Raw genomic sequence first — 23,928 nt, forward strand, 5'->3', positions numbered from 1 at the left:
GAGCAGTTGATATGTTTGAATTGTGAACGTCTACAAAAAAATCTCATTCCGGATGAAAAATTTTTCGCGTAAGAGAGGAAATGTTGCACGTTTTTCCTCCAATTTCAGAAAAAACGTGCACACTTTTCCAGTTGATTATTCGCCGATAATCGTTAATTTTCTTGTTTTTTCAGCGACCGCTTCTGGGTCGACTTTGATTCTTGCAACGCCAGTTTCCATTGCTGCTTTTGCCACAGCTTTTGCTACCGCTGGTGCCACGCGTGCATCAAATGGTGCAGGGATGACATATTCAGCTGACAATTCCTCATCTGAAACAAGAGACGCTATCGCTTCAACAGCTGCGATTTTCATTTCTTCGTTAATGTGAGTTGCACGTACATCTAATGCTCCGCGGAAAATTCCTGGGAATGCCAGTACGTTGTTCACTTGGTTCGGGAAGTCAGAACGGCCAGTTCCTACAACACTTGCACCTGCTGCATGTGCATCTTCTGGCATAATCTCTGGATTTGGATTAGCCATAGCAAAGATGACAGGATCTTTTGCCATTTTTCCAACCATTTCTTTTGTTAAAGCGCCTGCTACAGAAACCCCGATAAAGACGTCTGCGCCTTCAATGACTTCTTCTAATGAACCTTCTTTGCGGTCTTGGTTCGTGAATTTAGCTACTTCGTTTTTCACTGCATTCATACCATTCGGGCGGCCTTCGTAAATGGCACCTTTCGTATCACACATAATGATATCACGTACACCGAAATGATAAAGAAGTTTGATAATCGCAATTCCTGCTGCCCCGGCGCCGTTTGCCACTACTTTGATTGAAGACATAGATTTTCCAGATAGCTTCAGTGCATTCACAAGTCCTGCTACTGTCACAATGGCTGTTCCGTGCTGATCATCGTGGAAAACTGGAATGTTTGTCTCTTTTTTCAAGCGCTCTTCGATGATAAAGCAGTTAGGAGCTGCAATATCTTCAAGGTTCACACCGCCAAAAGTCGGCTCAAGAAGCTTCACTGTTTCAACGATTTTGTCTACATCGTTCGTCGCAAGCGCGATTGGGAAGGCATCTACGCCTGCAAAGCTTTTGAATAATACGGCTTTCCCTTCCATTACTGGAAGAGATGCTTCTGCACCAATATTTCCAAGCCCTAAAACAGCGCTTCCGTCTGTGACAACAGCGACCATATTGCCTTTCATTGTATAATCATACACTTTGCTTGTGTCGTCATAAATATCTTTACATGGTTCTGCAACACCAGGTGAATAAGCCAAGCTCAAGTCTTTTGCATTTTTCACTTGTACTTTTGATTTTGATTCGAGTTTGCCTTGATTCTCTTTGTGCATATGTAATGCTTCTTCTCTTAATGACATGTGATGAACACTCCTTCAAGTGGAAAATGATTTAATGATTTGCTAAATTGATAAGCACATACTGGCAGTTTTAAATACACAGAATCTTTAAAATGATAACACAATAGGTGAATTTGTAAAACATATTCAGGCGATTTGTCATCATTTAATCACAACGTTTTGTTCACCGAGCAGCTCTTTTAACTGGAAAATCACAGCATGATCTGCATGAACTTTGTATGCATCTGGAAGTCTCATCGTCTTTTTTTGCTTCTCATAATACAAATAGACATCTGCTTCTCCGCTGTGCATCGAGAGGACTCGTTTTACTTGCTCTAGCAGCTCCTGCGTATGATTCTCTTCTTTCACCCGAATGTAGACAGACTCTTTTCTTTTTACGTCCATCTCTTCAAGCAAAGCAGCTTCTTGCACGATGATTTGACTGCTGTCATTTCTGACTTCTACTCTGCCTTCCACATAAAGCATGGTGCCCTCCTCAAGTAAGGGGGACAGCTTTCTAAATTGCTCTGGAAAGACGACGCCTTCCATTTCTCCCGTTTCATCCCCAAATGTAACAAATGCCATCGATTGTCCATTTTTTGTCCGAATCGATTTCACTTTTGTCAAAAGACCACCCATTGAAATCTTCCGCTTAATATAGGAAGAAAGTCTGATGATTTCCACTGCGCCATTCTCTCTTAAGCGGTCTCGGTATGCTTGTACTGGGTGATTTGATAAATATAACCCGAGTGCCTCTTTTTCAAATTGCAGGAGATCAACAAGCGGCATTTCTTCTATCTCCGCATATTTTGGCTTAATGGAGAAGGTTGTATCCCCAAGAAAGTCCAGCTGATCCTCTGGATTTAAAAATGACACGTGGTCTAACGCAATATCTATCGATGCTAATAACGAAGCACGATTGGGATAAAACTCATCCATCGCTCCTGAAAAAATGAGCGCTTCAATCGTTTTTCGGTTGACACTCTTTGGTGATACTCTTGCGCAAAAATCAAATAAATCTTCAAACGGCTTTTCCTGTCTTGCTCTGTATATATCCTTTACAGCTGACACTCCGACATTTTTAATCGCTCTTAAGCTGTAGCGGATCTCCCCTTTTTCAACCGTAAATGGAAACTCACTCTTATTAATAGAAGGCTTCAACACAGATATCCCTTTTTCCTTCGCCTCATAGAAATATTGAGCAATTTTGTCTTCATTTCCAATTACACTCGTTAAAAGACCGCACATAAAATATAACGGATAATGCGCTTTTAAATAAGCAAGCTGAAAGCCAATCATGCTATATGCAACAGCATGGCTTCTATTAAAACCATAGTTTGCAAATTTGACGATTAAGTCATAAACGTCATTTGCAATGTTAACAGGATACTCCTTTTTTAGGCATCCTTCAACAAAATGGCTTCGCTCTTCATCAAGGACCTTTTTATCCTTCTTCGAAACAGCTCTTCTTAATAGATCAGCCTCGCCCAGCTGAAAACCAGCCATCTTCGCTGCAATCAGCATGATTTGCTCCTGATAGACGATGACCCCATATGTATCCTTTAATATGTCATACAAATCAGGATGAGGGTAGGAGACCTTGACTCTGCCATGCTTTCGGTCGATAAAAAGCGGGATATTTTCCATTGGACCTGGACGATAGAGGGCATTGACCGCTACGATATCTTCTAAACTAGACGGCTTCAGGCGTCTCAGCACCTGACGCATTCCCTGTGATTCAAGCTGGAATATTCCAGTTGTATCGCCCGCAGATAACAATTCAAACGTTTTCTGATCCTCATATGAAATGTCACTAAAGTTAATGTGGACGTTTTCCTGTCTTTCAATCTGGTTTTTAATGGATTCAATTAATGTTAAGTTTCTGAGCCCTAAGAAGTCCATCTTTAAAAGTCCGAGATCTTCTAAATAATTCATGGCATACTGCGTTAAATACACACCTTCATGGCCGTCTTGAATCGGAACGACCTCTGTCAGCGGCTCTTCGCTCAGCACAACGCCAGCTGCATGTGTCGAGGTGTGTCTCGGTAAGCCTTCTACCTTTAAAGCAGTTTGGAAGACCTTTCGAAGCTCTTCAGATTGCTGAAGCATCGTTTTTAATTCAGGAGATGCAGTCACCGCTTCTTTCAGCGTCGTTCCTGGCTTTGATGGAATCAGCTTGGCAAGACGGTCCGCTGCCTTTGAATCGATTCCCATCACACGTCCAACATCCCTTAAAGCAGCCTTTGCTGCAAGTGTTCCAAACGTGACAATTTGCGCCACATGCATGTCTCCGTATTTGTCTTTTACATAAGAAATGATTTCGTCTCTTCTCGTGTCGGGGAAATCAATATCAATATCTGGCATACTGATTCGCTCTGGATTTAAGAAGCGCTCAAATAAAAGACCGTGACGGATCGGGTCGACATCCGTAATAAACAGAACATATGCAACAAGTGAACCCGCTGCTGATCCCCGTCCAGGGCCTGTGACAATCCCTCTGTCATGCGCATACTTCATAAAATCCCACACAATGAGAAAATAATCACTGAAATTCATTTTTTGGATAATGCTCAGTTCATATTCAAGTCTTTTGACATACATGTCATGTGAAGCAATCTTTCTTTGCTTCATCCCTTCTGCGCACACTCTGCGTAAAAACTGATCTGCTGTTGATTGATCAGGAGTTGGATAGGATGGAAGTTTTGTCTGCCCAAGATTTAAATCGACCTCGCAGCGGTCTGCAATCTCCACCGTTCTTGTCAGCAGCTCTCGATCATCTCTATACCATTCCAACATTTCTTCAAAGGATCTGAAATGCTTTTCTCCTCGGTCTTCCTCTATCTCTGAAAGCTGCTCTCCTGCTTTAATAGCCTTTAAACACGTATAAGCCATTTTATCCTCTCGATTGATGTAGTGAACATCCCCCGTCGCAACAAGAGGTATGTCCACACTTTGTGAGACGTCCCGCAGTTTGCTGGTGAGCGATTCGTCCTGCTGAAATGGCTGAAGTGCGATGTACACGTGGCCCTCACCGAATATATGCTTTAATTGTTTGGTGGCTTCACGTGCCTCTTCTATCTGATCATGCTGCAAAAGCGTTTCAATATACCCAGATGCGCCTGGTGTGATCGCAATGAGCCCGCGATGATAGCTTTTGAGCCATTTTTCTTTCAGTCCGGCTTTTGATTTTGATTTCAGCACACTGCTGATTTTGATCAGGTTTTGATAGCCTTCGTTGTTTTTTGCAAGGAGTACCAAGGGATAAGCCTCTGTCTCTTGTTCATCTATGAAGACAGAAGCTGTTAAACCGATAACCGGCTTGATGCCATGTTTTTTACATTCCTTATAAAATTCAACCGTTCCATACATCACATGGTCATCGGTAAGAGCGAGCGCCTTGCAGCCAAGTTCTTTTGCTTTCAGTACAAGCTCCTTTACTTTAGCTGCACTGCTTAACAAGCTGTATCCACTGTGGACCTGAAGATGAACATAAGACATGCTAAATCCACTCCTTTCGTCTAAAGTCATTCTTTCATTATAAAACGCGATGCGATGAGAAACAAATGTTCTTTCTTTTCTGTCCGTTCATACTTGTCCAGCACACACCATATATTGAATAGAGTGAGGTGGACAAAATGGATGTGAAGGAAGCTTTTATTCCGAATTTTATCAGCTGTTATTTTATCGCCCTTGGGGTCATTTTGGGTGGTGCTATCATAGGCGGTGTTGGTGCGTATTTATCTGGTCAGCCGCCTTTATCCATTATTACTAGTCTTGCCAACCGTTTAAAGATTTGGGCGCTTGTCGCCGCTATCGGCGGAACATTTGATGCTGTTTATAGCTTTGAACGAGGCATTTTCGAAGGAAACACGCGTGATATTTTCAAGCAGATTTTATTAATTATCTCTGCCATGGGCGGCGCACAAACAGGGTATCTCATTATTACGTGGCTCACCCAGGAGCATGTGTCATCATGAGGGTGCCGGAGCTGTATAAACGCCCAGGCTGGCAGCGTTTTTTTGCAGGAATGATGTTTGGTGCGATTGTAAGCTGGCTCATTTTTCTCTTTACATACGGAACCTTTCAGGAAAAGCAAGTAACACTGCTGAGAAGCCAGCAGCATCATATGGACAGTTTGAAGGAACAAATCACACTCTATCGGGAAGATTTGCATAAGTTAAATGAGGATAATAAGAAGCGGTTGCTGATCCAAAGCGTAGATGTTCATCTCGTGAATCGTGAGCAATATAAAATCCCAGAGCCAGATACGCTAAAGTTTGAAGACCAGGTCAAGGAGGATATCTCAGAAGTCATTACAAAGGATATTGAAAGTGTCTATAAAACAAAGGAATTACTAAAACGGACAGTGGAAAATAAAGAATATACCATTCGGGAAAAGGCATACCGAGCGAAAGTGACAGAGCTGACAATTTATACGAAGCTTTCACTTGAAGTACGTATTTCATTTGCTGAATAAACAGGTTGTGGAATTTTTATGAATTTCTGCCCTCAATGATCGCTTTTCACGCTTCATTTTTATACACTAAAAGTAGAACGAGATCTTAAATAGAAAGAGGTGAGGACAATGGAGGTTTACAGCTATCGTCAAATGGCACGAGACAAAGCAAGCCGGATCAAAGACGGCATGTGTGCTTATGCTGAGACAGAAATGATGGCTCATTTAATTAAAAAAGAATTAAAGCATCAAAATCTCCAAGCCTATGAAGATTCAACAGACATCGGCTGCTGGTTTATCCCTGTATGCAAGTAACCCTTTTCTCCATGACAAAAAAAGAGAGAAGGGACTTCATATCCCTCCTCTCTTATGATGATGATTTACATACTTCTTCTAAATCTCGCAAAATCTCATCTGCTACGGCCCAATCAAAAATGGACGCACCGGCTGCAAGCGGGTGGCCGCCGCCATGATATTTTTTCGCAATGGTGTTAATGACGACACCTTTAGAGCGGAATCTGACACGAATCTGATCGTTTTCTTCCACAAAAAAGACCCATGCCTTAATGCCTGCAATATTTCCCAGTGTCCCAACAAGCTGTGAGGCCTGCTGCGCTGTTGTTTGGAACGATTCCAAAATTTCACGCTTAATGAACACAGATGCAACCCCGTTCTCTGACAAAGAAATATGTTGAAAAATATAACCATTTAATTTCACGACATTCAAATCTGTCTCATACAATTGATTGAAAAGATCTGAAGATGAAAACGGATATTCGATGAGTTCCCCTGCATATTTGAGTGTCTTTTTCGTTGTGTTTGGGAAAAGGAAGCGGCCAGTGTCTCCTACAATGCCGGCATAGATCAATTCAGCCGCCTTTGTATTCAGCTGATATCCTTCTTCTTTCCCCTCTAAGTACAATTCATAAATCATCTCGCTCACAGAGCTTGCCTCTGTATCTACCCAAAGCAAATCACCATAAGGATCTTCATTCGGGTGATGGTCGATTTTCATCAGCTTATCGCCCATTAAATAGCGCTGATCATCAATTCTTGCTTGATTGGCCGTATCACAGACAATGACAAGGGCCCCTTTATACACGTCGTCTGGTATCTCATCGAGTTCATATAAAAATGAAAGGGATGGCTCAGGGGTTCCTGTCGCATAAATATTTTTTTCTGGATAGGTGGCACGCAAGATTTCCGTAAGGCCGCACTGCGATCCATACGCGTCAGGATCTGGTCTTACATGTCTATGAATGATGATGGTGTCATATAATGATATGGTTCTAATCAGTTCTTTTTTCATAAAAACTCCTTCTCATGCGATACTCTTTTTATTATTAAATCATAATCTATCGTGACGGAAAAGTGAGGAATAGACAATTTATTCTAGTAAGCAAGCCTATTTACGTTTAAAATAGGGTTGTAACCACTTACAATGGAGGCTTGGCACATGCTTGTTTTGATTGTGTTTATTATTTGTTCTGCCATGTTTTATTTATACTACAAAGCGAAAAATGTCCGTACGAACCGGCCAGTTGAGAAAAAATTCTGGTCGGCGAAATCCAGTATGGCCCTTGGCTGCTTTGTCCTGCTTTTCGGTGTGAATCAATTATTTTTAAACCGCTCGTCACTCGCATTTGTCATCGGATTTATTTTTGTTGCTGTCGGTATCGGCAGTACGTGGGCTGGGTATAAAGCCTACAAGCATTACCTTCCGCTCTTTTTAAAAGAAGGCGAAAAGGATCACGCGTAATAAGGAAAGGGGCGACATGGGTTCGCCCTTTTTATCATTATCCCCTCTCCATCAGCTGCACCATCAGCATCGCTTTTCCTACGATATTCGATTGATGGTACACCTCGACTTCCAGCTTCCCAAACTTGCGTCCTACTTCTAAAATATTCGGCTTGATCTGGATTGTGGATTCCATTTGGACCGGTTTTAAGAAGTAGACAGAGAGACTCTCGACGATCAGCTCGCCCTTTTTATGAGATTTTAAGAAGCGGTTGGCTGATTCGATTAAAATTTGTGTGAACACCCCATATGAAATGTTTCCAAGCTGGTTCGTCATTTGCGGGGTGACCTCATATTGATAAACCGCATCTGCTTTTGGTTTTTCTGTATCAGTTTCTTTAAACCCTCTTGAGACAACATCATCCAGCTTTTCTCCGACCTGCGGCTGTTTTTGAATCATTTGGAGCGCCTTGAGCACATCCTGACGGCTGATCATCCCGATCAGCTTCGCATGATCATCCACAACTGGCAGCACCTCAATGCCTTCCCACACCATCATTTGGGCAGCTGAGGCGACAGATGTTTTGCCAATGACCGTCAGCGGATTTTTCGTCATCACCTTTTCAATCGGTGTGGAGCGGTCATGCCCCGCAATATCCTTTGAGGTGAGGATGCCGTGAATCTTCATTTGATCATCTGCGACCGGGAAACGGCCGTGGCCAGTTTCATAATTCTTTTCATACCATTTTTCAAGCTTATCCTCTGGTGATAAATACACAGTGCGTTCAATCGGCGTTAAAATATCTTCTACAAGCACAATCTCTTTTTTAATTAATTGGTCATAAATGGCTCTGTTAATGAGAGCCGCTACGGTAAATGTATCGTAGCTTGTTGATAAAATTGGCAGCTCTAGCTCATCTGCGAGCTGAATGATTTCATCATCTGTTGAGAATCCGCCGGTGACCAGCACAGCCGCCCCTGCCTCTAATGCCTGCTTATGGGCATTGATCCGGTTTCCGACGATGAGAAGGTTGCCAGCTGCCGTATAGCGCATCATCGCATCCAGCTCCATCGCTCCGATGACAAATTTATTTAACGTTTTATGTAAGCCTGCTCGTCCTCCAAGCACCTGTCCATCAATGACATTAACCACTTCTGCATATGTCAGTTTTTCAATATTTTCTTTTTTCTTCTGTTCAATTCGAATGGTGCCGACTCGTTCAATGGTACTGACGAATCCTTTATTTTCAGCATCTTTGATGGCCCGGTAAGCGGTGCCTTCACTCACTTTCATTTCTTTCGCTATGCGCCGGACAGAAATTTTCTCCCCGACATCTAATGAATCAATATACGATAAAATTTGCTCATGCTTTGTCGCCAATCCCGTTCACCCTTTTTGTTTTCAGCGTTTTCATCTATGTTTCATTATAAGGGCAGGAGGCTTTTAATAGCAATTTGTCTTTTCTTTCAGCAGATGAAGGTAAACAAAAAAGCCGGCATTTGTGTGCCAGCTTTTTTCGTATGGGGATTAAATCTCGATTGATTCCCCGCTATTTAACACATGACCGACGCCGCCATGCAGGCTGTCTGCAAATGCATGCGGATCCTGTTCAATTGGCGGGAATGTGCTGTAGTGAATCGGAACGACCTGTTTTGCCCGCAGCCATTCTGCTGCAATTCTTGCATCCTCCGGCCCCATCGTGAAGTTATCACCAATTGGTAGGAATGCGAGCTCAATATGATTCAGCTCACCAATCAGCTTCATATCTGAAAAGAGTGCAGTGTCTCCAGCATGATAAATTGTTTTGCCCTCTGCGGTAAATAAAATACCTGATGGCATCCCTGTATACGTAATTGTCTGTGCCTCTTCATCAATGACAGCAGAACCATGGAACGCTTGCGTGAGCTTCACTTTACCAAATTCAAACTCACGGCTGCCTCCAATAGAAAGCGGGTGCGTTTTCACCCCTTGCCAGCTTAAATATGTGGCAAGCTCGAAAGGCGCGACAACAAGTGCATCATTGTTTTTAGCGATTTCAATGGTGTCACCGATGTGATCTCCATGTCCATGTGTCAGTAAAATGACATCTGCTTTCACATCTTGCGGATTGATATCTGTGTGCTTATTTCCATTTAAAAATGGGTCAATCCAAATATGATATCCGTTTGTTTCAATGTGTACGACTGAATGTCCATGATATGTAGCTTTCATGTAGTATATCCACCTTTCAATTTTGATCTCATATCATTTATTCCCTCTATAAAAAGCTAAAAAACTTAATGCCTGTGAATGACGTTAAGACCACCTGTTGCTTCAATGACGGTGCCTGTAATGAGGTCTGAACGGTCATCACATAGAAATGAGATGATACGTCCTATATCCTCTCCAGTACCAGACCTGCCTATTGGCGTTTCTTCGTCTTTGATTTGGCGGGCTTCCTCTATTGTCGATTCTTTCATGTCTCCAACGATTTTGCCTGGACAAACCATATTGGCGGTGATGCCGTTTTCGGCTTCTTCAATCGCAATGGTTTTCGTCAATGACGCAAGGCCCACTTTTGCCGCTCCAAAGGCTGATCTGTGCATCCAGCCTGGCGCATGGTCTGCACCTTGGAAGCCATAAGTGATAATGCGGCCAAAGCTTTGTTTTCTCATCATTGGGATGACCATGCGGAACAAATGGAATACTGCTGATAAGTTGCCTTCTATCATTTGATACCATTCATCTTCAGAGTAATCCGCCAGTTTTTTTCGTTCAAAAATATAAGGACCAGCATTGTTAATCAAGGCATCAATCCGCCCAAATCGCTCTATTGCCAGCTCTACCATGTTTTTTAGATCTTCTTTTTTTGTCACATCACCTTGGACAAATTGAAGCTTATCTTCGTACTGCTGTAATTCTTCTCTCATCTGCCGGACAGCTTCATCATCACTTCGATAATTCACTGTCACAGAATACCCCATATTCAGTAAAGACTCGGTAACTTTCCGGCCAAGTCCTTTAGAACCCGCTGTTATTAATGCGTGTCGCACACAATCTCCTCCTAAAGCAAAGGTTGCAAGTTCACGTGTTTCTTATCTTATCTTTTACTTTACTATAAACCGGCAGCTGGCGCACTTATGAACCCTTTATCAATAGGAGTAAAACAGTATAGGGTGATTCATCCACTTTTTCAGATCCCATGAGCCATGGATATCGAGAAGCAGCGAAACAAAACGATAGCATTCTCTCACCTCTTGAAGCTCGCGAGGAAGCGGACAAATCTCTTCATACCCCAATTGGACATCGCGGGCAGCTTCTTTCGTCAAAAGGTATTCCAATGCAATAAAATCAAACGCAGCTGGTCCATATACGACATATTCTGTATCAACTAAACTCGTTACTTGATCATCTTTTTCAATATATTGAGACGGATCTAAATCAATTAAAATAAGACTGGCTGAATCAGGAGGCTTCAGCTTTCCAATCTTTTGCAACACAATTTCTGTATAACAATGAAATTCAGGCTGATCTGCGTAATAACGCTCTATGAGTTTGGGTACAGCCTTTTTTAACACCGCATGAAATTCTCTCAAATGTTTCTTTTCAGCTCCGTATACTGCACCAAAAAAGTCAGTTCGATATGAATGAAGATGTGCTAGTTTCCTCCCATAATCCTTATAAAAGTTTGATGAACGTCCATCGAAAGATGTGAAAGGTGTTCCTTCTACTTTCTCCATTACATAAAAATGTCTCCCTGCCTTCTTCACTTTACGAACAACTTCTGGAATCTGAAAGGAATTCGTATGAGACAGTTTTTGATTAATTTGATCGATATACTTTTGTGTAGTATGAGCATCTACTCCATAGATCATATTGATCCCAGTCACAAATTCACTTTCTTCTCTTACAGTTTTAGGAGATTTGATCACATACTCCGTTTTATCTTGTAAGGAGATCAGCCAAACATCATTGACCCGTCCGTCATATTGTTCTCCTAACGTTTTCACTGATACGATCGGTTGATGAAACAAAGCCTCAAGCGTTTTCTTCATGATCTGCTGTCACTCCCTTTTCTGCTTGACGCTAGTATGCTTTCATTTTCTCCAATGGTCATCAAACTCCTTTTTCCATGACAAAAAAACCATCCGTATCATACGAATGGTTTTTTGCGTGTTATGCCAGACAGGCTTTTGCTTTTTCTAAAGCGAGCTGGATTTGTTTGAATCCAGTTCCACCTGCACTTGTTCTTTTTTCAACCGCCACATACGGATCAAGAACAGTGTAAATGTCTTGTTCAAAAAGCTCGCTTGCTTCTGTAAAAGTTTCAAAAGGAAGATCACTTAGGTAGATGCCTTTTTGAATACATGTATACACAAGCTTGCCAACGATTTCGTGTGCTTCACGGAATGGCATGCCTTTTTTCGCAAGGTAGTCTGCCACTTCTGTCGCATTTGAGAAATCTTCTTTTGTTGCCTTTTTCATGACATCTTCGTTGACTGACATCGTTTGAATCATACCTGTGAAGATTTGCAGGCTGCCAGTGATGGTTTTCACTGTATCAAACATGCCTTCTTTATCTTCTTGCAGATCTTTGTTATACGTAAGCGGCAAGCCTTTCATAATCGTGAGAAGCCCCATCAGGTTGCCATACACACGGCCTGTTTTCCCGCGGATTAATTCAGCCATATCGGGGTTTTTCTTCTGCGGCATCATGCTGCTGCCTGTTGCATACGTATCATCGAGTTCAATGAATTTGAATTCTTGCGAGCACCATAAAATGATTTCTTCACAAAAACGTGAGAGGTGCATCATCACAAGACTGCTATTAGACAAAAACTCTAAAATGAAGTCCCGATCACTCACACCATCAAGGCTGTTTTCGTAAATGTGATCAAAGCCAAGCTGCTCTGCAGTATATTCACGATCAATCGGGAATGTCGTTCCTGCTAACGCTCCGCATCCAAGCGGAGATACGTTAATTCGCTTCAATGAATCTTGAAAGCGCGCTTTGTCACGCTCAAGCATCCAAAAATAGGCGAGCATATGATGGGCAAACGAAATAGGCTGTGCACGCTGCAGGTGCGTATATCCTGGGAAAATCGTTTCAACGTGCTGTTCTGCCTTTTCTACAAGCACCGTTTGAAAGGAAGAGATCAGTTCAATGATATGCTCGACTTGGTTATTCAAATATAGGTGCATATCAGTTGCGACCTGATCATTCCGGCTTCTCGCTGTGTGCAATTTGCCGCCAAGCGGACCAATCTCATCAATGAGCATTTTTTCAAGGTTTAAATGAATGTCCTCATAATCTACTGAAAATTCCAGTTCATCCGCCTCTGCCTTTTTCATGAGCGTATTTAGTCCGTCTTTGATGACAGCGGCCTCCTCATCACCGAGGATACCGCATTTATTCAGCATACTTGCATGAGCAAGGGAGCCGGTCAGATCTTCTTTCACTAATTGTTTGTCGAAATGAATGGACGCGCCAAACTCATCGACCCATTTTTCTGGTGTTTTTTGAAATCGGCCTCCCCAAAGCTTTTTCATGCTTTAACCTGCTCCTTTTTATTCACGATGCTGTTTACTTTTGTCGGTAAGCCCCAAAGGTTAATAAATCCTACAGCTGCATCATGATCAAATTCATCTGCTTTTGTATAAGTTGCGAGATTTTCATCATAAAGTGAATATGGTGATTTACGTCCTTCTACAATGGCATGGCCTTTAAATAGTTTCACACGTACAACACCTGTTACGTTTTGCTGTGTTTCTTGTAAGAATGCATCTAGTGCTTCTTTAAGCGGTGAGAACCATAAGCCGTTGTATATTAATTCAGCCATTTTTTGTTCCACGATTGGTTTAAAGTGTGCGACTTCTTTAACAAGCGTTAAGTCTTCAAGCTCTTTATGTGCTTTAAGAAGTGTGACTGCACCTGGGCACTCGTACACTTCACGAGATTTGATCCCAACAAGACGGTTTTCAACGTGATCGATTCTGCCAACACCATGCTGACCAGCGACTTCATTTAAATGAAGGATAAGGTCAGATAATGAATACTGGATTCCGTCAATCGCTGTCGGTTTTCCTTTTTCAAACGTGATTTCAATGATTTCTGGTGTGTCAGGTGTTTTTTCAAGTGGATTTGTCAGATCATATGCACCTTCTGGCGGCGCAGCCCAAGGATCTTCTAAAATGCCACATTCGTTACTTCTGCCCCAAAGGTTTTGGTCGATTGAATATGGGCTGTCTAAGTTAATCGGAATTGGAATACCATGTTTTTGTGCATAATCGATTTCCTCATCACGAGACCATTTCCATTCACGCACTGGCGCAAGAACTTCTAGATCTGGATTCAATGCTTTAATGGATACTTCAAAACGAACTTGGTCGTTCCCTTTTCCAGTACATCCATGAGCAACAGCTACTGCATTTTCTTTTTCTGCTACTTCCACTAATTTTTTTGCAATAAGCGGACGGGATAGTGCAGATACTAGTGGGTATTTTCCTTCATACATTGTGTGTGCTTGTAATGCAGTGAGTGCAAACTCTTCAGCAAATTCTTCTTTTGCGTCAATCATGTATGATTGAACCGCTCCGACTTGAAGCGCTTTTTGTTGAACGAATGCCAAGTCTTTTCCTTCACCTACGTCAAGGCAGCAAGCAACAACTTCGTATCCTTGCTCTTGTAACCATTTAACTGCAACAGAGGTATCAAGACCTCCGGAATATGCTAATACAACTTTTTTATTTTGTGACATGATTGAAAAGCTCCTCTCGCTTGTTTTGATTCTGTGAATGTTTTTTGCATAAAAATAAGTTTTAATTTATAAACATGCATTTAGTATGTATACACTGTAACAAGGAAAAATTGTTTTTTCAACCCCTTTATGAAAAAAACTCTGCCAAATTTTCTTGGCAGAGTCATTTTGGGCTATTTTTGATCTTTTTCAAGCTCTCGTAAGACGTGAGGAAGCTCGGGAATCACGAGTTTTGTCATGGCTAAACGAACGGCTCCGGTAGATCCCGGCGTGGCAAAGACAGCCTTTTGATTGACGACCCCTGCCGCTGCCCGGGACAAGATAGCAGCTGAACCTATGTCTTCTGTATAGCTGAGCATTCGGAAGATTTCACCAAAGCCAGGCAGCTCCTTGGAAAAAAGAGGGGTAATCGCTTCAATGGTCACATCCCTTGCAGCAATTCCTGTTCCGCCATTTAACAAGACGGCATCTATTTTCGGTTCGCTTGTTCCTTCTAGCACAGCGTCTTGAATCAATCCAATATCATCTTTTACAATATCGTATGCAAGAACAAGATGTCCCTGTTCTTTGAGCAAATCAATCATCAGGCGCCCGCTTTTATCTGTTTCCTTCGTTCTTGTATCACTGACCGTAATGACCTTCACATAAAGCCTTTCTTTCGCCTCTCGTTTATGTTCTGTCACGCTCATTTTCCGCACCGCTCCCTTTTGCTTCATATTGGACAACATTATAGCATGCTGCTTTTAACAGAAAAAAGCTCTTTTCCTTATTGGAAAAGAGCTTTTCAAAGATGATTACGCTAAACGCATGACGTCTCTTGCAATCATTACTTCTTCGTTTGTTGGGATGACAATCACTTTTACAGGAGAGTGCGGGTAGCTGATGAATGCTTCTTCGCCTCTCATGTTGTTTAGGGAAGGATCCCAGTAAACGCCCATGAATTCTAGACCACGAAGTACACGTGCTCTTACTTCTGAACTGTTTTCACCGATTCCAGCTGTGAAGATGATCGCATCTACGCCATTCATTCTTGCTGCATAAGAACCGATGTATTTATGAATACGGCTCGCAAAAATATCAAGAGCAACTTCTGCACGGTCGTTTCCTTCTTCTGTTGCTTCTTCGATATCACGAAGGTCACTTGACAGACCAGACACACCTAAAAGACCACTCTTCTTATTCAAAGTAGAAAGCACTTCTTCAGCAGTATGTCCTGTTTTTTCCATAATGAATGGAATAAGAGCAGGGTCAATGTTACCTGAACGTGTACCCATTGCAACACCAGCAAGTGGTGTAAAGCCCATAGATGTATCGATTGATTTTCCGCCTTCAACTGCTGCGATACTCGCACCATTTCCAAGGTGGCAAGAAATCAAACGAAGCTCTTCTAGTGGACGGCCTAATAGCTCTGCTGCACGCTCTGTAACGAACTTGTGGCTTGTCCCGTGGAATCCGTATTTACGAATACCAAAGTTTTTGTAGTAGTCGTACGGAAGGCTGTATAGGTAAGACTGCTCTGGCATAGTTTGGTGGAACGCTGTATCGAACACAGCAATCGCTGGTACGTCAGGCAGAATTTGTTTGAATGCTTTGATTCCTACAACGTTTGCAGGGTTGTGAAGTGGTGCAAGCTCTGAAAGCTGATCAATGTCGTTAATCACTTCATCAGTTAAAAGTACAGAATCGCTGAATTTCTCTCCGCCGTGAACAACACGGTGTCCTACGCCATCAATTTCATTAAAGTCTTTGATGATGTGAAATTCAGTTAGTTTTTCAAGCAGCATTTTGACCGCTACTGCGTGATCTGGAATATCTGTCACTTCTGTTTTCTTTTCTCCATCTACAGAAATCGTGAAGATACTGTTGTCCATTCCGATTCTTTCAACAAGCCCTTTTGTTAAAACGGTTTCTTCTGGCATGTCGAACAATTGGAATTTAAGAGATGAGCTTCCTGCGTTGATTGCAATAATTTTGGACATTACTGTCGCTCCTTTTACTCAGTTGTTATATAAGGTTTCACGTTTTTTCCGGTGCTATATTCAACCTGTTTGACGGGTCTTTTATAGTTTAACGATAAGTCCGAAAAATATCTGACTTTTTCATTTAAACATTGAAAACTTTGCATTTCAAGTGCACCTTCAAACTGTTATCGCTTACATCAATAAGTCATTATTTTCTGAATAGTAAAATAGCCAGAAATCACTCTGGCTATTCTTTCGTTTCTTTTTCTTCTATAAACCACTGGTCTAGTTTTCGCATCACACCGACCATTGCTTCCTTTTGTGAGAAAGATGGAAGATTGGCAAACAGCATTCGTTTTGGTGCTTCCAGCCCTTCTTTTTTCTTTTGCATCACAAATAAGCTTTTGGCGTGTTTTTTATCCTTAAACATGGACACTGGCAGCTGAATTAACGCATTCATATACGCATGGTCTTTAATGAAATCCTTTAATTGTACGCTCTCTTTTCCTTCAAACAAGTCGTTTGGAATGATGAAGAATAAAAAGCCGCCTTCTTTTGTGTAGCGGAGGCTTTGTTCAATGAATAAATAATGGGCAAAGGCATGTCCTTCTTTTGCCTTTAATGTAAAGTCTGCTGCACGCTCATCATTTGGATAATAGCCGACTGGCAGGCTGCATACAGTGACATCTGCCGGTGAGATTAGAAGCGGTTCAAGACTATCCTGGTGGAAAAGCTCGACTTCCTTCTCCTCTAAATTCGCCTGGGCCCAAGCAATTTTAATGAGCACATCATCAATTTCAGACGCAAAGCCGCACTTTGTTTCTGCAGTGAGATTGTTTAAAACCGCAAGAAGTAAGTTTCCTGTTCCCGCTGCTGGATCAAAGACAACAAGTTCTTTTTGACCTTCTAAAAATTTATTCACCAAATAGCTGACAAACAGTCCAATCGTATCTGGCGTCATCTGGCGATTTGGATGAGAAATATCCTTTTGACCTTTCAATACGGCGAGCTGAAACGCTTTACGAATCTGCTCATGATCATAAGAAGCAAAATCTGCTTTCTCTATTAAATCCTTTAATAAACCGTTTCGATCATTTGCTTGGAAAAAGGCTTCTCCTGCTTCTGCCAATGCCTCAATATAGGAAATGCTCTGTTCCTTTTTCAATCGAATAGAAGCTGTATCGAGCAGTTCAAAAATAGTACTTACTTGATCTTTCTGCAATGCTTTTCTCTCCTCGCTTTGTTAAAAGCTATATGTTCTCATTGAAAAGAGCCCCAGGTTGAAGCCGGAGCTCTTGTCGATGCTGCTTTTATAACAGTGATTTTGCAGCTTCAATGGCTTTTTCATAATTTGGGTGATTCGTTGCTTCACTTACGTATTCAGTGTAAACCACTTTTCCGTTAGGGTCTAATACAAAGACTGCGCGCGCCAATAAACGCAATTCTTTCATATACACTCCGAATGCTTCACCAAATGACATATCTCTGTGATCAGATAATGTTTCGACATTTTCAATTCCGTTTGCTCCGCACCAGCGTGCTTGTGCAAATGGAAGGTCTGCACTAATCGTATAAATATTGACCGGACCTAAACCGGCTGCCTCTTCATTGAAACGTCTTGTTTGTGCGTCACACACACCTGTATCAATAGAAGGAATCACTGAGATGATCGTCACTTTTCCTGCTAAATCAGAAAGTGAAACTTCTCCAAGTGAGTTCGTTAAAACCGTAAAATCAGGAGCCTGCTCGCCTACTTTTACTTCATTACCTACAAGCGTGACAGGACTTCCTTTAAATGTGATCGATGCCAAAACAATTCCTCCCTTTTCAAATGTATGGTTCTATCATAGTAGAGAAAGCAAAAAACTGCAAAGCCTAATCGTCCATTTTGAAAAAAAAGTTAACTGCAGCGCAGCTAACTTTTTAAAGGTCTATGTCATCTAGTTTTCGTTCTTTATGACGGTGCTCCCGCTCATCCTTCTTAAACATGTGCTGAAGACGTTCAATTGCTTGAGGAGCAGAATCCAATATTTTATCGAGCAGATGTGTGTGTTCATCCAAATGAAGCATTCGAACTCCGTTTGTTCCTACAATTAAGAAGGCAATTGGTGTAATCGACACCCCGCCGCCGCTTCCGCCGCCAAATGGGAGTCTCGGTTCTTTTCGTTCTTGATCATCAGAACGCTTTTCCTTCTTTTGGTTCCCGTTAAATTCACTGCCGCCGGCTGCAAATCCAAAACCAACCTTTGACACAGTGAGAATGACACTGCCGTCAGGGGTTTCGACTGGATCGCCGATGATTGTATTCACATCTATCATTTCTTTTAAGTTTTCCATCGCTGTCTTCATGAGACCTTGGATTGGATGATCTGCCATTTTCGGGTTCCTCCTTAAACAGATGATTCATTCTTCGTTGCTTGAAGAGAGGCACTTTTTCTCGCCTTTCTCCCTTTTAACCAATGAACAAGTAAACGAATGGCTGCAAGCATAGCATGTCCAAGACGAAAATAAGCTATACATGTAAACTGAGTCTGCGATACGTTGTGCTGAAAGGCCGGAATGACTTCATATACTGGTTTATGTTTAAAGTTGAGATGCTCCTGCATAAAGGCAAGCAGCGCTCCTTTAACTGACCACACACCGCCAGCTGCTACACCTGTTAAAGCGGCGTCATGAAAGCCGATCCATGTCGACCAGTGAAATGAGACAACCCTTATGTGAATGAAGAACTTGCGCATGATCCGGTTTAAATCGACAATCTCTTTTGTGATGCGTTCCATTTGATGAAGGATTTGCTTCATATCACGTTTTCCTACTTTTTTATGCATCGATTCTTTTTCGTGATCAGGGGTTTTGGCGCTTTCCATTTTCTTTTCACGAATATCAATCGTTTGGTCTTCTGGATTGACCCTCACCATCGGAATCTCTTTTTTGAGTCTGACCAATCCATATAAGGTGATGACCTTCAGTGCAATATGGTCATTGTCGTTTGTATGCGAATAGTCCAGCGAAATGGTTACTTTCATGAAAATCAACAAGATCACAAGAAACAACAACGCTGCGATCCAAACGTAAAGCACTGTGCTCACTTCCTCCATAACAAATGATGCTTCCCCTACGATTATGGCTCTCATTCTGGATTTTATACCCAATCAACAAAAAAAGAGTTTGACCGGTACGCGGCCAAACTCCTCTGATTATACGTTTGATTCTGTTTTTTCATATAAATGTTCATGGACGACCACCGTATCAGCAAAGTAATCATGAACCCCTTGCTTTTTCGGCGAGAACCCAACGATTGCATAGAGAACAAAGATCGTATTAATGTAGCGTCCCACAATCTCTCTAAAGAAAATAACATCCCATGCCAGCTTCTTCTCAGGCTGAAGTGAGACCACTTTAATCCCAAACACCATTTTGCCAAGTGTTTGTTGAAAGATTTTCGTCATGATGGCGAAATAAAGGAGGAATACAATCGTCGTTGTGACGGAAAATGGAGAAAACCATCCCCCTCCTTTGGACCAGCCAAACAGACTAAAGATTGGAGAAACCGTCAAATGGTTGACACCCCAGACGACGAGCCAATCAAGAATAAACGCCCAAAATCTAATCCAAAAACCTGCAAACGCCTGTGCTTCAATTGAAGCGCGCTTCACAAAGGCCGGCTTCGATTCTTCCTCTTGGCTGCGGCTTTCGCTTACTTCATCGAATGTAGAATCCATCTATGATCCCTCCTTTATTTTGAATAGAGATACATCGGTTTAGACCCATTTGAGCCAGCCAGTGTTTCTTTTAAATTCAGAAAATCAATTTCGCTTTTAAAGAGCTTGCTTGCACTCATGTTGAAGAGAGAGTTCCAGCCAAAGCTTTGAGAATAGCTGACCACTGTTGCTCCTTTTAAGCCTTTTTCATTTTTCTTCATCGCTTTTAATGCATCTTCATAATACCCAAGCTCATCGACTAATCCGTTCGATTTTGCCTGTGTCCCGTCATATACTCGGCCGTCAGCAATTTTCTTGACTTCCTTTTTTGACATGCCTCGTCCTTCAGAGATCACTTTGACAAATCCTTCGTAAGAGTTATCGACCATGCTTTGCATGATGTTGCGCTCATCTTTTGTCATATCACGGTTAGGAGACATGATGTCTTTGAACTTCCCGCTCTTAATCGTTTCATATTTAATGCCCAAATTATCTGCCAGCTTTGAATAATTCAAGCTTTGCATAATAACACCTAGCGATCCTGTTAATGTTTCAGGTGAAGCAAAGATTTTCTTCGCTGGAGTTGACACGTAGTAGCCGCCAGAAGCTGCCATTGAGCCCATAGATACGTAAATCGGCTTCTTTGCTTTTTTCACTTCTTCTAATTTTTTATGTATTTCAGCACTTTCATAGACACCGCCGCCAGGAGAGTTAACGCGCAGCAGTACGCCTTTTACCGAAGCATCCTCTTTCGCTTTATCTAGTTCCTTGAGGAATGCACGATGATCATACCCTTCTCCGCCTAATAGGCTCGAGGCACCTCCATTATCTTGAATCGTTCCATTAATCTCAAGAACAGCAATCTTGCCTGCACCGCTGCCATTCTCTAGTACCTTCTCTTCTATTTCATCCCCGAATTGATAGCTCATTTTATTGTCATTGAAGCTATCGAACAAGGCCATCGTGACACTGATTACAATTGAAAATCCGAAAACACCAAGTGCAATAATTAGCGCTACCCATCTTTTCGCATTCATCTTTTTCTCCTCCTTTTGATCTCACTTCATTCATACGAATGCCCACATGAAATGTTTCACAGGAATTGTGGTTTTTTTACATTTCATGTAGGCATATGATAGCACCTCTCTTAAATAACGATCAACTTTACATCGTCTACGTAGACAAGCGCATGACGAAAAATTGGCTTTTTTATCCTCTCTCTGCACCTAATAGGCTAGATCTTCACCGCAACGAAACACCTAAACCATTCTTTCATGAGAAAACGGCTATTCAATTATGCTCAGGATCCAGCCATTTTGAATCACTCACATCGACTCATTTCTCATCATGCAAATCTGATCATTAGATGTTCTCTCTAATGTTTTTACTTTCATATGAAAAAAGTGTAAAATGTGAGCAAGGGTTTTCATGTAAGCCCTTTATCATTGGAAATTATTTTTGACAGCAAAGGGGAGAACGTCAATGACAGACAATCGACGCAATGTATTTTTCTTTTACAAAAAAGATCATGAATTGGATGGACACATTTCTTCTCTCGAGAAGCTCGCTACCGATCAAGGCTTTCACGTCGTCAAGCGTGCAGAGGATGCCCATATTATTGCTTCAATTGGTGGGGATGGCACATTTCTTCAAGCAGTCCGCAAAACGAACTTCCGGGATGACTGCTTGTATGTAGGGGTATCAAAATCAGAGAATACGCACCTATACTGTGATTTTTCGTTAGAGCATTTTGATAAAATGATTGATGCCATGAACACTGAACAGCTTGAAGTGAGAAAATATCCGATCATCGATGTAAGCGTTGACAGTACAAATCAGTTCCATTGCTTAAATGAACTGTCGATCCGCTCCAGCATTATTAAAACATTTGTGATCGATGTGTATATAGATGATTTCCACTTTGAAACTTTTAGAGGCGACGGCATGATTATTTCCACTCCGACTGGCTCAACGGCTTACAATAAATCCGTGAGCGGCGCAGTGGTTGATCCGATGCTTCCATGTATGCAAGTCACAGAGCTTGCATCGCTGAATAACAACTCGTATCGTACATTAGGTGCTCCTTTCATCTTAAGCAGTGACCGTAAGCTGACGCTGAAGGTGGTGCAGGATGGAAACGATCATCCAATTATCGGGCTTGATAACGAAGCGCTCGGCACAAAGCACGTCAAACAAATTGACATTGGCCTTTCAGGAAAAGTGATTAAAACGGTGAAATTAAAAGACAACTCTTACTGGGAAAAAGTAAAACGCAGATTCCTTTAATCTTTCAGATTATTGAGGGTTTAAAGCTCCTTTATGGGGCTTTTTTTTATGTCTTTTCATTCACGGTCATGGTTATGGTATGATGTCACAAGTATGAATGTACTAAAAGGAGAACACGATGACATTACAACATTTTGATCAATATCCACTAAGTGATGAATTGAAACAAGCGTTAGAAGCGCTTCACTTCCATACACCTACACCCGTTCAGCACGAGACATTATCTGTTGCTTTTTCAAAGCAGGATTTAATTGTCAAATCTCAGACTGGCAGCGGCAAGACTGCTGCATATGGTCTGCCGATTTGTGAAATGGTTGATTGGGCTGAAAATAAGCCTCAAGCCCTTATCCTTGTTCCGACACGAGAACTCGCCATGCAGGTCAAACAAGACCTCACAAGCCTTGGACGATTCAAACGAATCAAAGCCGCAGCCATTTTTGGAAAAGCCTCTTTTCAAGCGCAGAAAGTAGAGCTTTCACAGAAAAATCATATTGTGTGCGGGACACCAGGCCGCATTTTGGATCACCTTGAGAAAGGCACCCTTTCTTTAGAAAATCTCAAATTTTTCGTGTTAGATGAAGCGGATGAAATGCTGAACATGGGATTTATCGATCAGGTTTCTTCTATTATTCAGTATCTGCCGCCAAAGCGCATGTCGATGCTATTTTCAGCGACAATGTCTGAAGATATGAAGAAATTGAGCGAACAATTTTTACAATCACCGAAAATCATTGAGATCGCACGTGAAGAAACGTCTGTACAGCAAATCACCCATACCGTAATTGAAACAGAAGAGGAATCGAAATTCTCCCTTCTTCAGCGGACGATCGTCATTGAAAATCCAGATAGCTGCATTATTTTCTGTAATACACAGGAACGGGTGAATGAACTCACGATGAAGCTGGATGAATGGGATGTGCCCTGTGACAAAATTCACGGCGGCATGAGACAGGAAGACCGCTTTGATGTGATGGATGAATTTAAAAAAGGTGAATTCCGTTATCTGATCGCAACAGATATAGCAGCCCGGGGAATTGATGTCAGTGATATGACACATGTCATTCATTATGATCTTCCTTATGAAAAAGAGCGCTATATTCACCGAACTGGTAGAACAGGCAGAGCGGGAAAAAGCGGAAAAACGATTGCGTTTATGACAAAGAATGCTAAGCCGCTTATTGATGAATTAAAGCAGGATGCCGGCATAGATTTTCAAACTCAGCCTTATCCAACGAAGGAAGAAGCAGAAAAGCATGTAGAAAGATTTGAAGAGAAAATTGAAACGCCTATTCAAAAGGAAAATAAACAGGCAGGCGTTGAGAAGGATATTATGAAGCTTTATTTTAACGGTGGAAAGAAAAAGAAGCTGCGAGCTGTTGATTTTGTTGGGACTATTGCCAAAATAGAAGGCGTTGCATTCGATGACATTGGGATTATTACGATTCAAGACACGAAAACATATGTAGATATTTTAAACGGCAAAGGCCCTCTTGTGCTGAATGCCATGCGTCACACAACCATTAAAGGCAAGCAGTTAAAAGTACATGAAGCACGTTCATAAAAAGTAAAGGCCCAGCGCCTTTATTTTTTTATTGATGATGTAATAAGCGCACAAACGTTGATCCCATTAGCCTTTTTGATGACAAACATGACAAATGTCATATTGAATACATGATGGGTGCTACTATGAGCATGACACCT

23 protein-coding genes are annotated in these 23,928 nt (G+C 41.8%); 6 read left to right on the forward strand and 17 right to left on the reverse strand.

Annotated elements, in window-relative coordinates:
* Positions 1-135 precede the first annotated feature (135 nt).
* Together NST59_RS13300 and dnaE are read right to left on the reverse strand one after the other, a co-directional pair.
* Positions 136-1,368: an NAD(P)-dependent malic enzyme gene (locus NST59_RS13300; protein WP_025092260.1), complete on the reverse strand. Its 1,233-nt coding sequence runs from the start codon at positions 1,366-1,368 to the stop codon at positions 136-138.
* A gap of 141 nt (positions 1,369-1,509) precedes the next feature.
* Entirely contained in the window at positions 1,510-4,845 is a 3,336-nt protein-coding gene (gene dnaE, locus NST59_RS13305) for a DNA polymerase III subunit alpha (RefSeq protein WP_327842250.1), read from the reverse strand.
* A gap of 137 nt (positions 4,846-4,982) precedes the next feature.
* Between dnaE and NST59_RS13310 the strand changes: the two genes are divergently transcribed.
* From NST59_RS13310 to NST59_RS13320, 3 genes are all read left to right on the forward strand, one after another.
* Positions 4,983-5,324 (forward strand): YtrH family sporulation protein, encoded by a 342-nt coding sequence (locus NST59_RS13310; RefSeq protein ID WP_024424798.1) that lies wholly within the window; start codon positions 4,983-4,985, stop codon positions 5,322-5,324.
* The gene (gene ytrI, locus NST59_RS13315) at positions 5,321-5,824 is read left to right on the forward strand and encodes a sporulation membrane protein YtrI (protein ID WP_003216226.1); all 504 of its coding nucleotides are present in this window, start codon (positions 5,321-5,323) and stop codon (positions 5,822-5,824) included. Before NST59_RS13310 ends, ytrI begins: the two co-directional genes overlap by 4 nt.
* Positions 5,825-5,932: 108 nt before the next feature.
* The gene (locus tag NST59_RS13320) at positions 5,933-6,118 is read left to right on the forward strand and encodes a hypothetical protein (RefSeq protein ID WP_003216400.1); all 186 of its coding nucleotides are present in this window, start codon (positions 5,933-5,935) and stop codon (positions 6,116-6,118) included.
* A gap of 52 nt (positions 6,119-6,170) precedes the next feature.
* On the opposite strand, the gene NST59_RS13325 is transcribed toward NST59_RS13320, so the two are convergent.
* Entirely contained in the window at positions 6,171-7,112 is a 942-nt protein-coding gene (locus NST59_RS13325; RefSeq protein WP_039180578.1) for a DHH family phosphoesterase, read from the reverse strand.
* Between the two features lie 147 nt (positions 7,113-7,259).
* Here NST59_RS13325 and NST59_RS13330 point away from each other — a divergent pair, with 147 nt between their 5' ends.
* Positions 7,260-7,562, forward strand: coding sequence for a YtpI family protein (locus NST59_RS13330; RefSeq protein ID WP_003216665.1), 303 nt, complete (start codon positions 7,260-7,262; stop codon positions 7,560-7,562).
* 37 nt (positions 7,563-7,599) lie between these two features.
* Here the strand turns inward: NST59_RS13330 and NST59_RS13335 are convergent, their stop codons facing one another.
* From NST59_RS13335 to sppA, 14 genes are all read right to left on the reverse strand, one after another.
* Positions 7,600-8,922, reverse strand: coding sequence for a CBS domain-containing protein (locus NST59_RS13335; protein ID WP_039180580.1), 1,323 nt, complete (start codon positions 8,920-8,922; stop codon positions 7,600-7,602).
* 147 nt (positions 8,923-9,069) lie between these two features.
* Positions 9,070-9,753: a metal-dependent hydrolase gene (locus NST59_RS13340; RefSeq protein WP_039180583.1), complete on the reverse strand. Its 684-nt coding sequence runs from the start codon at positions 9,751-9,753 to the stop codon at positions 9,070-9,072.
* A 65-nt stretch (positions 9,754-9,818) separates the two neighbouring features.
* Positions 9,819-10,574 (reverse strand): SDR family oxidoreductase, encoded by a 756-nt coding sequence (locus NST59_RS13345; protein ID WP_039180586.1) that lies wholly within the window; start codon positions 10,572-10,574, stop codon positions 9,819-9,821.
* A 99-nt stretch (positions 10,575-10,673) separates the two neighbouring features.
* On the reverse strand, positions 10,674-11,576 hold the full coding sequence (locus NST59_RS13350) for an aminoglycoside phosphotransferase family protein (RefSeq protein ID WP_247544431.1): 903 nt from the start codon (positions 11,574-11,576) through the stop codon (positions 10,674-10,676).
* Positions 11,577-11,697: 121 nt separating this feature from the next.
* Positions 11,698-13,071: an argininosuccinate lyase gene (gene argH, locus NST59_RS13355; RefSeq protein ID WP_247544430.1), complete on the reverse strand. Its 1,374-nt coding sequence runs from the start codon at positions 13,069-13,071 to the stop codon at positions 11,698-11,700.
* Positions 13,068-14,279, reverse strand: a complete 1,212-nt coding sequence (locus tag NST59_RS13360) for an argininosuccinate synthase (RefSeq protein ID WP_024424806.1) — start codon at positions 14,277-14,279, stop codon at positions 13,068-13,070. The genes argH and NST59_RS13360 overlap by 4 nt, the downstream gene beginning before the upstream one ends.
* A 173-nt stretch (positions 14,280-14,452) precedes the next feature.
* A complete protein-coding gene (locus NST59_RS13365; protein WP_144494582.1) occupies positions 14,453-14,968 on the reverse strand; it encodes a MogA/MoaB family molybdenum cofactor biosynthesis protein in 516 nt (171 codons plus the stop codon).
* 105 nt (positions 14,969-15,073) lie between these two features.
* Positions 15,074-16,258, reverse strand: a complete 1,185-nt coding sequence (locus NST59_RS13370; protein ID WP_039180594.1) for an acetate kinase — start codon at positions 16,256-16,258, stop codon at positions 15,074-15,076.
* A gap of 229 nt (positions 16,259-16,487) precedes the next feature.
* Positions 16,488-17,462: a class I SAM-dependent methyltransferase gene (locus NST59_RS13375; protein WP_341040742.1), complete on the reverse strand. Its 975-nt coding sequence runs from the start codon at positions 17,460-17,462 to the stop codon at positions 16,488-16,490.
* A gap of 88 nt (positions 17,463-17,550) precedes the next feature.
* Positions 17,551-18,051: a thiol peroxidase gene (gene tpx / locus NST59_RS13380; RefSeq protein ID WP_024424810.1), complete on the reverse strand. Its 501-nt coding sequence runs from the start codon at positions 18,049-18,051 to the stop codon at positions 17,551-17,553.
* 112 nt (positions 18,052-18,163) lie between these two features.
* Positions 18,164-18,616: a GerW family sporulation protein gene (gene ytfJ, locus NST59_RS13385; RefSeq protein WP_024424811.1), complete on the reverse strand. Its 453-nt coding sequence runs from the start codon at positions 18,614-18,616 to the stop codon at positions 18,164-18,166.
* 14 nt (positions 18,617-18,630) lie between these two features.
* A complete protein-coding gene (locus NST59_RS13390) occupies positions 18,631-19,338 on the reverse strand; it encodes a DUF2953 domain-containing protein (protein ID WP_144491322.1) in 708 nt (235 codons plus the stop codon).
* Positions 19,339-19,437: 99 nt separating this feature from the next.
* Positions 19,438-19,962, reverse strand: coding sequence for an RDD family protein (locus NST59_RS13395; RefSeq protein WP_041086612.1), 525 nt, complete (start codon positions 19,960-19,962; stop codon positions 19,438-19,440).
* Positions 19,963-19,976: 14 nt separating this feature from the next.
* The gene (gene sppA, locus NST59_RS13400; protein ID WP_059374781.1) at positions 19,977-20,978 is read right to left on the reverse strand and encodes a signal peptide peptidase SppA; all 1,002 of its coding nucleotides are present in this window, start codon (positions 20,976-20,978) and stop codon (positions 19,977-19,979) included.
* A 445-nt stretch (positions 20,979-21,423) separates the two neighbouring features.
* Between sppA and NST59_RS13405 the strand changes: the two genes are divergently transcribed.
* Both NST59_RS13405 and NST59_RS13410 read left to right on the forward strand, forming a co-directional pair.
* On the forward strand, positions 21,424-22,227 hold the full coding sequence (locus NST59_RS13405) for an NAD kinase (protein WP_024424814.1): 804 nt from the start codon (positions 21,424-21,426) through the stop codon (positions 22,225-22,227).
* A 118-nt stretch (positions 22,228-22,345) separates the two neighbouring features.
* Complete coding sequence (locus NST59_RS13410; protein WP_144490406.1) at positions 22,346-23,788, forward strand: DEAD/DEAH box helicase; 1,443 nt, start codon at positions 22,346-22,348, stop codon at positions 23,786-23,788.
* Positions 23,789-23,928: the final 140 nt, after the last annotated feature.

Origin of the sequence: Bacillus sp. FSL R5-0439 (assembly GCF_038008805.1) — a bacterium.
Taxonomy (GTDB): domain Bacteria; phylum Bacillota; class Bacilli; order Bacillales; family Bacillaceae; genus Bacillus; species Bacillus safensis.

What these genes read in the sequence shown, in the direction of transcription:
- NST59_RS13300 (WP_025092260.1), bottom strand. Translation starts at nt 1,368, where the DNA reads ATGTCATTAAGAGAAGAAGCATTACATATGCACAAAGAGAATCAAGGC.
- dnaE (WP_327842250.1), bottom strand. Translation starts at nt 4,845, where the DNA reads ATGTCTTATGTTCATCTTCAGGTCCACAGTGGATACAGCTTGTTAAGC.
- NST59_RS13310 (WP_024424798.1), top strand. Translation starts at nt 4,983, where the DNA reads ATGGATGTGAAGGAAGCTTTTATTCCGAATTTTATCAGCTGTTATTTT.
- ytrI (WP_003216226.1), top strand. Translation starts at nt 5,321, where the DNA reads ATGAGGGTGCCGGAGCTGTATAAACGCCCAGGCTGGCAGCGTTTTTTT.
- NST59_RS13320 (WP_003216400.1), top strand. Translation starts at nt 5,933, where the DNA reads ATGGAGGTTTACAGCTATCGTCAAATGGCACGAGACAAAGCAAGCCGG.
- NST59_RS13325 (WP_039180578.1), bottom strand. Translation starts at nt 7,112, where the DNA reads ATGAAAAAAGAACTGATTAGAACCATATCATTATATGACACCATCATC.
- NST59_RS13330 (WP_003216665.1), top strand. Translation starts at nt 7,260, where the DNA reads ATGCTTGTTTTGATTGTGTTTATTATTTGTTCTGCCATGTTTTATTTA.
- NST59_RS13340 (WP_039180583.1), bottom strand. Translation starts at nt 9,753, where the DNA reads ATGAAAGCTACATATCATGGACATTCAGTCGTACACATTGAAACAAAC.
- NST59_RS13350 (WP_247544431.1), bottom strand. Translation starts at nt 11,576, where the DNA reads ATGAAGAAAACGCTTGAGGCTTTGTTTCATCAACCGATCGTATCAGTG.
- argH (WP_247544430.1), bottom strand. Translation starts at nt 13,071, where the DNA reads ATGAAAAAGCTTTGGGGAGGCCGATTTCAAAAAACACCAGAAAAATGG.
- NST59_RS13360 (WP_024424806.1), bottom strand. Translation starts at nt 14,279, where the DNA reads ATGTCACAAAATAAAAAAGTTGTATTAGCATATTCCGGAGGTCTTGAT.
- NST59_RS13365 (WP_144494582.1), bottom strand. Translation starts at nt 14,968, where the DNA reads ATGAGCGTGACAGAACATAAACGAGAGGCGAAAGAAAGGCTTTATGTG.
- NST59_RS13370 (WP_039180594.1), bottom strand. Translation starts at nt 16,258, where the DNA reads ATGTCCAAAATTATTGCAATCAACGCAGGAAGCTCATCTCTTAAATTC.
- ytfJ (WP_024424811.1), bottom strand. Translation starts at nt 18,616, where the DNA reads ATGGCAGATCATCCAATCCAAGGTCTCATGAAGACAGCGATGGAAAAC.
- NST59_RS13390 (WP_144491322.1), bottom strand. Translation starts at nt 19,338, where the DNA reads ATGGAGGAAGTGAGCACAGTGCTTTACGTTTGGATCGCAGCGTTGTTG.
- NST59_RS13395 (WP_041086612.1), bottom strand. Translation starts at nt 19,962, where the DNA reads ATGGATTCTACATTCGATGAAGTAAGCGAAAGCCGCAGCCAAGAGGAA.
- sppA (WP_059374781.1), bottom strand. Translation starts at nt 20,978, where the DNA reads ATGAATGCGAAAAGATGGGTAGCGCTAATTATTGCACTTGGTGTTTTC.
- NST59_RS13405 (WP_024424814.1), top strand. Translation starts at nt 21,424, where the DNA reads ATGACAGACAATCGACGCAATGTATTTTTCTTTTACAAAAAAGATCAT.
- NST59_RS13410 (WP_144490406.1), top strand. Translation starts at nt 22,346, where the DNA reads ATGACATTACAACATTTTGATCAATATCCACTAAGTGATGAATTGAAA.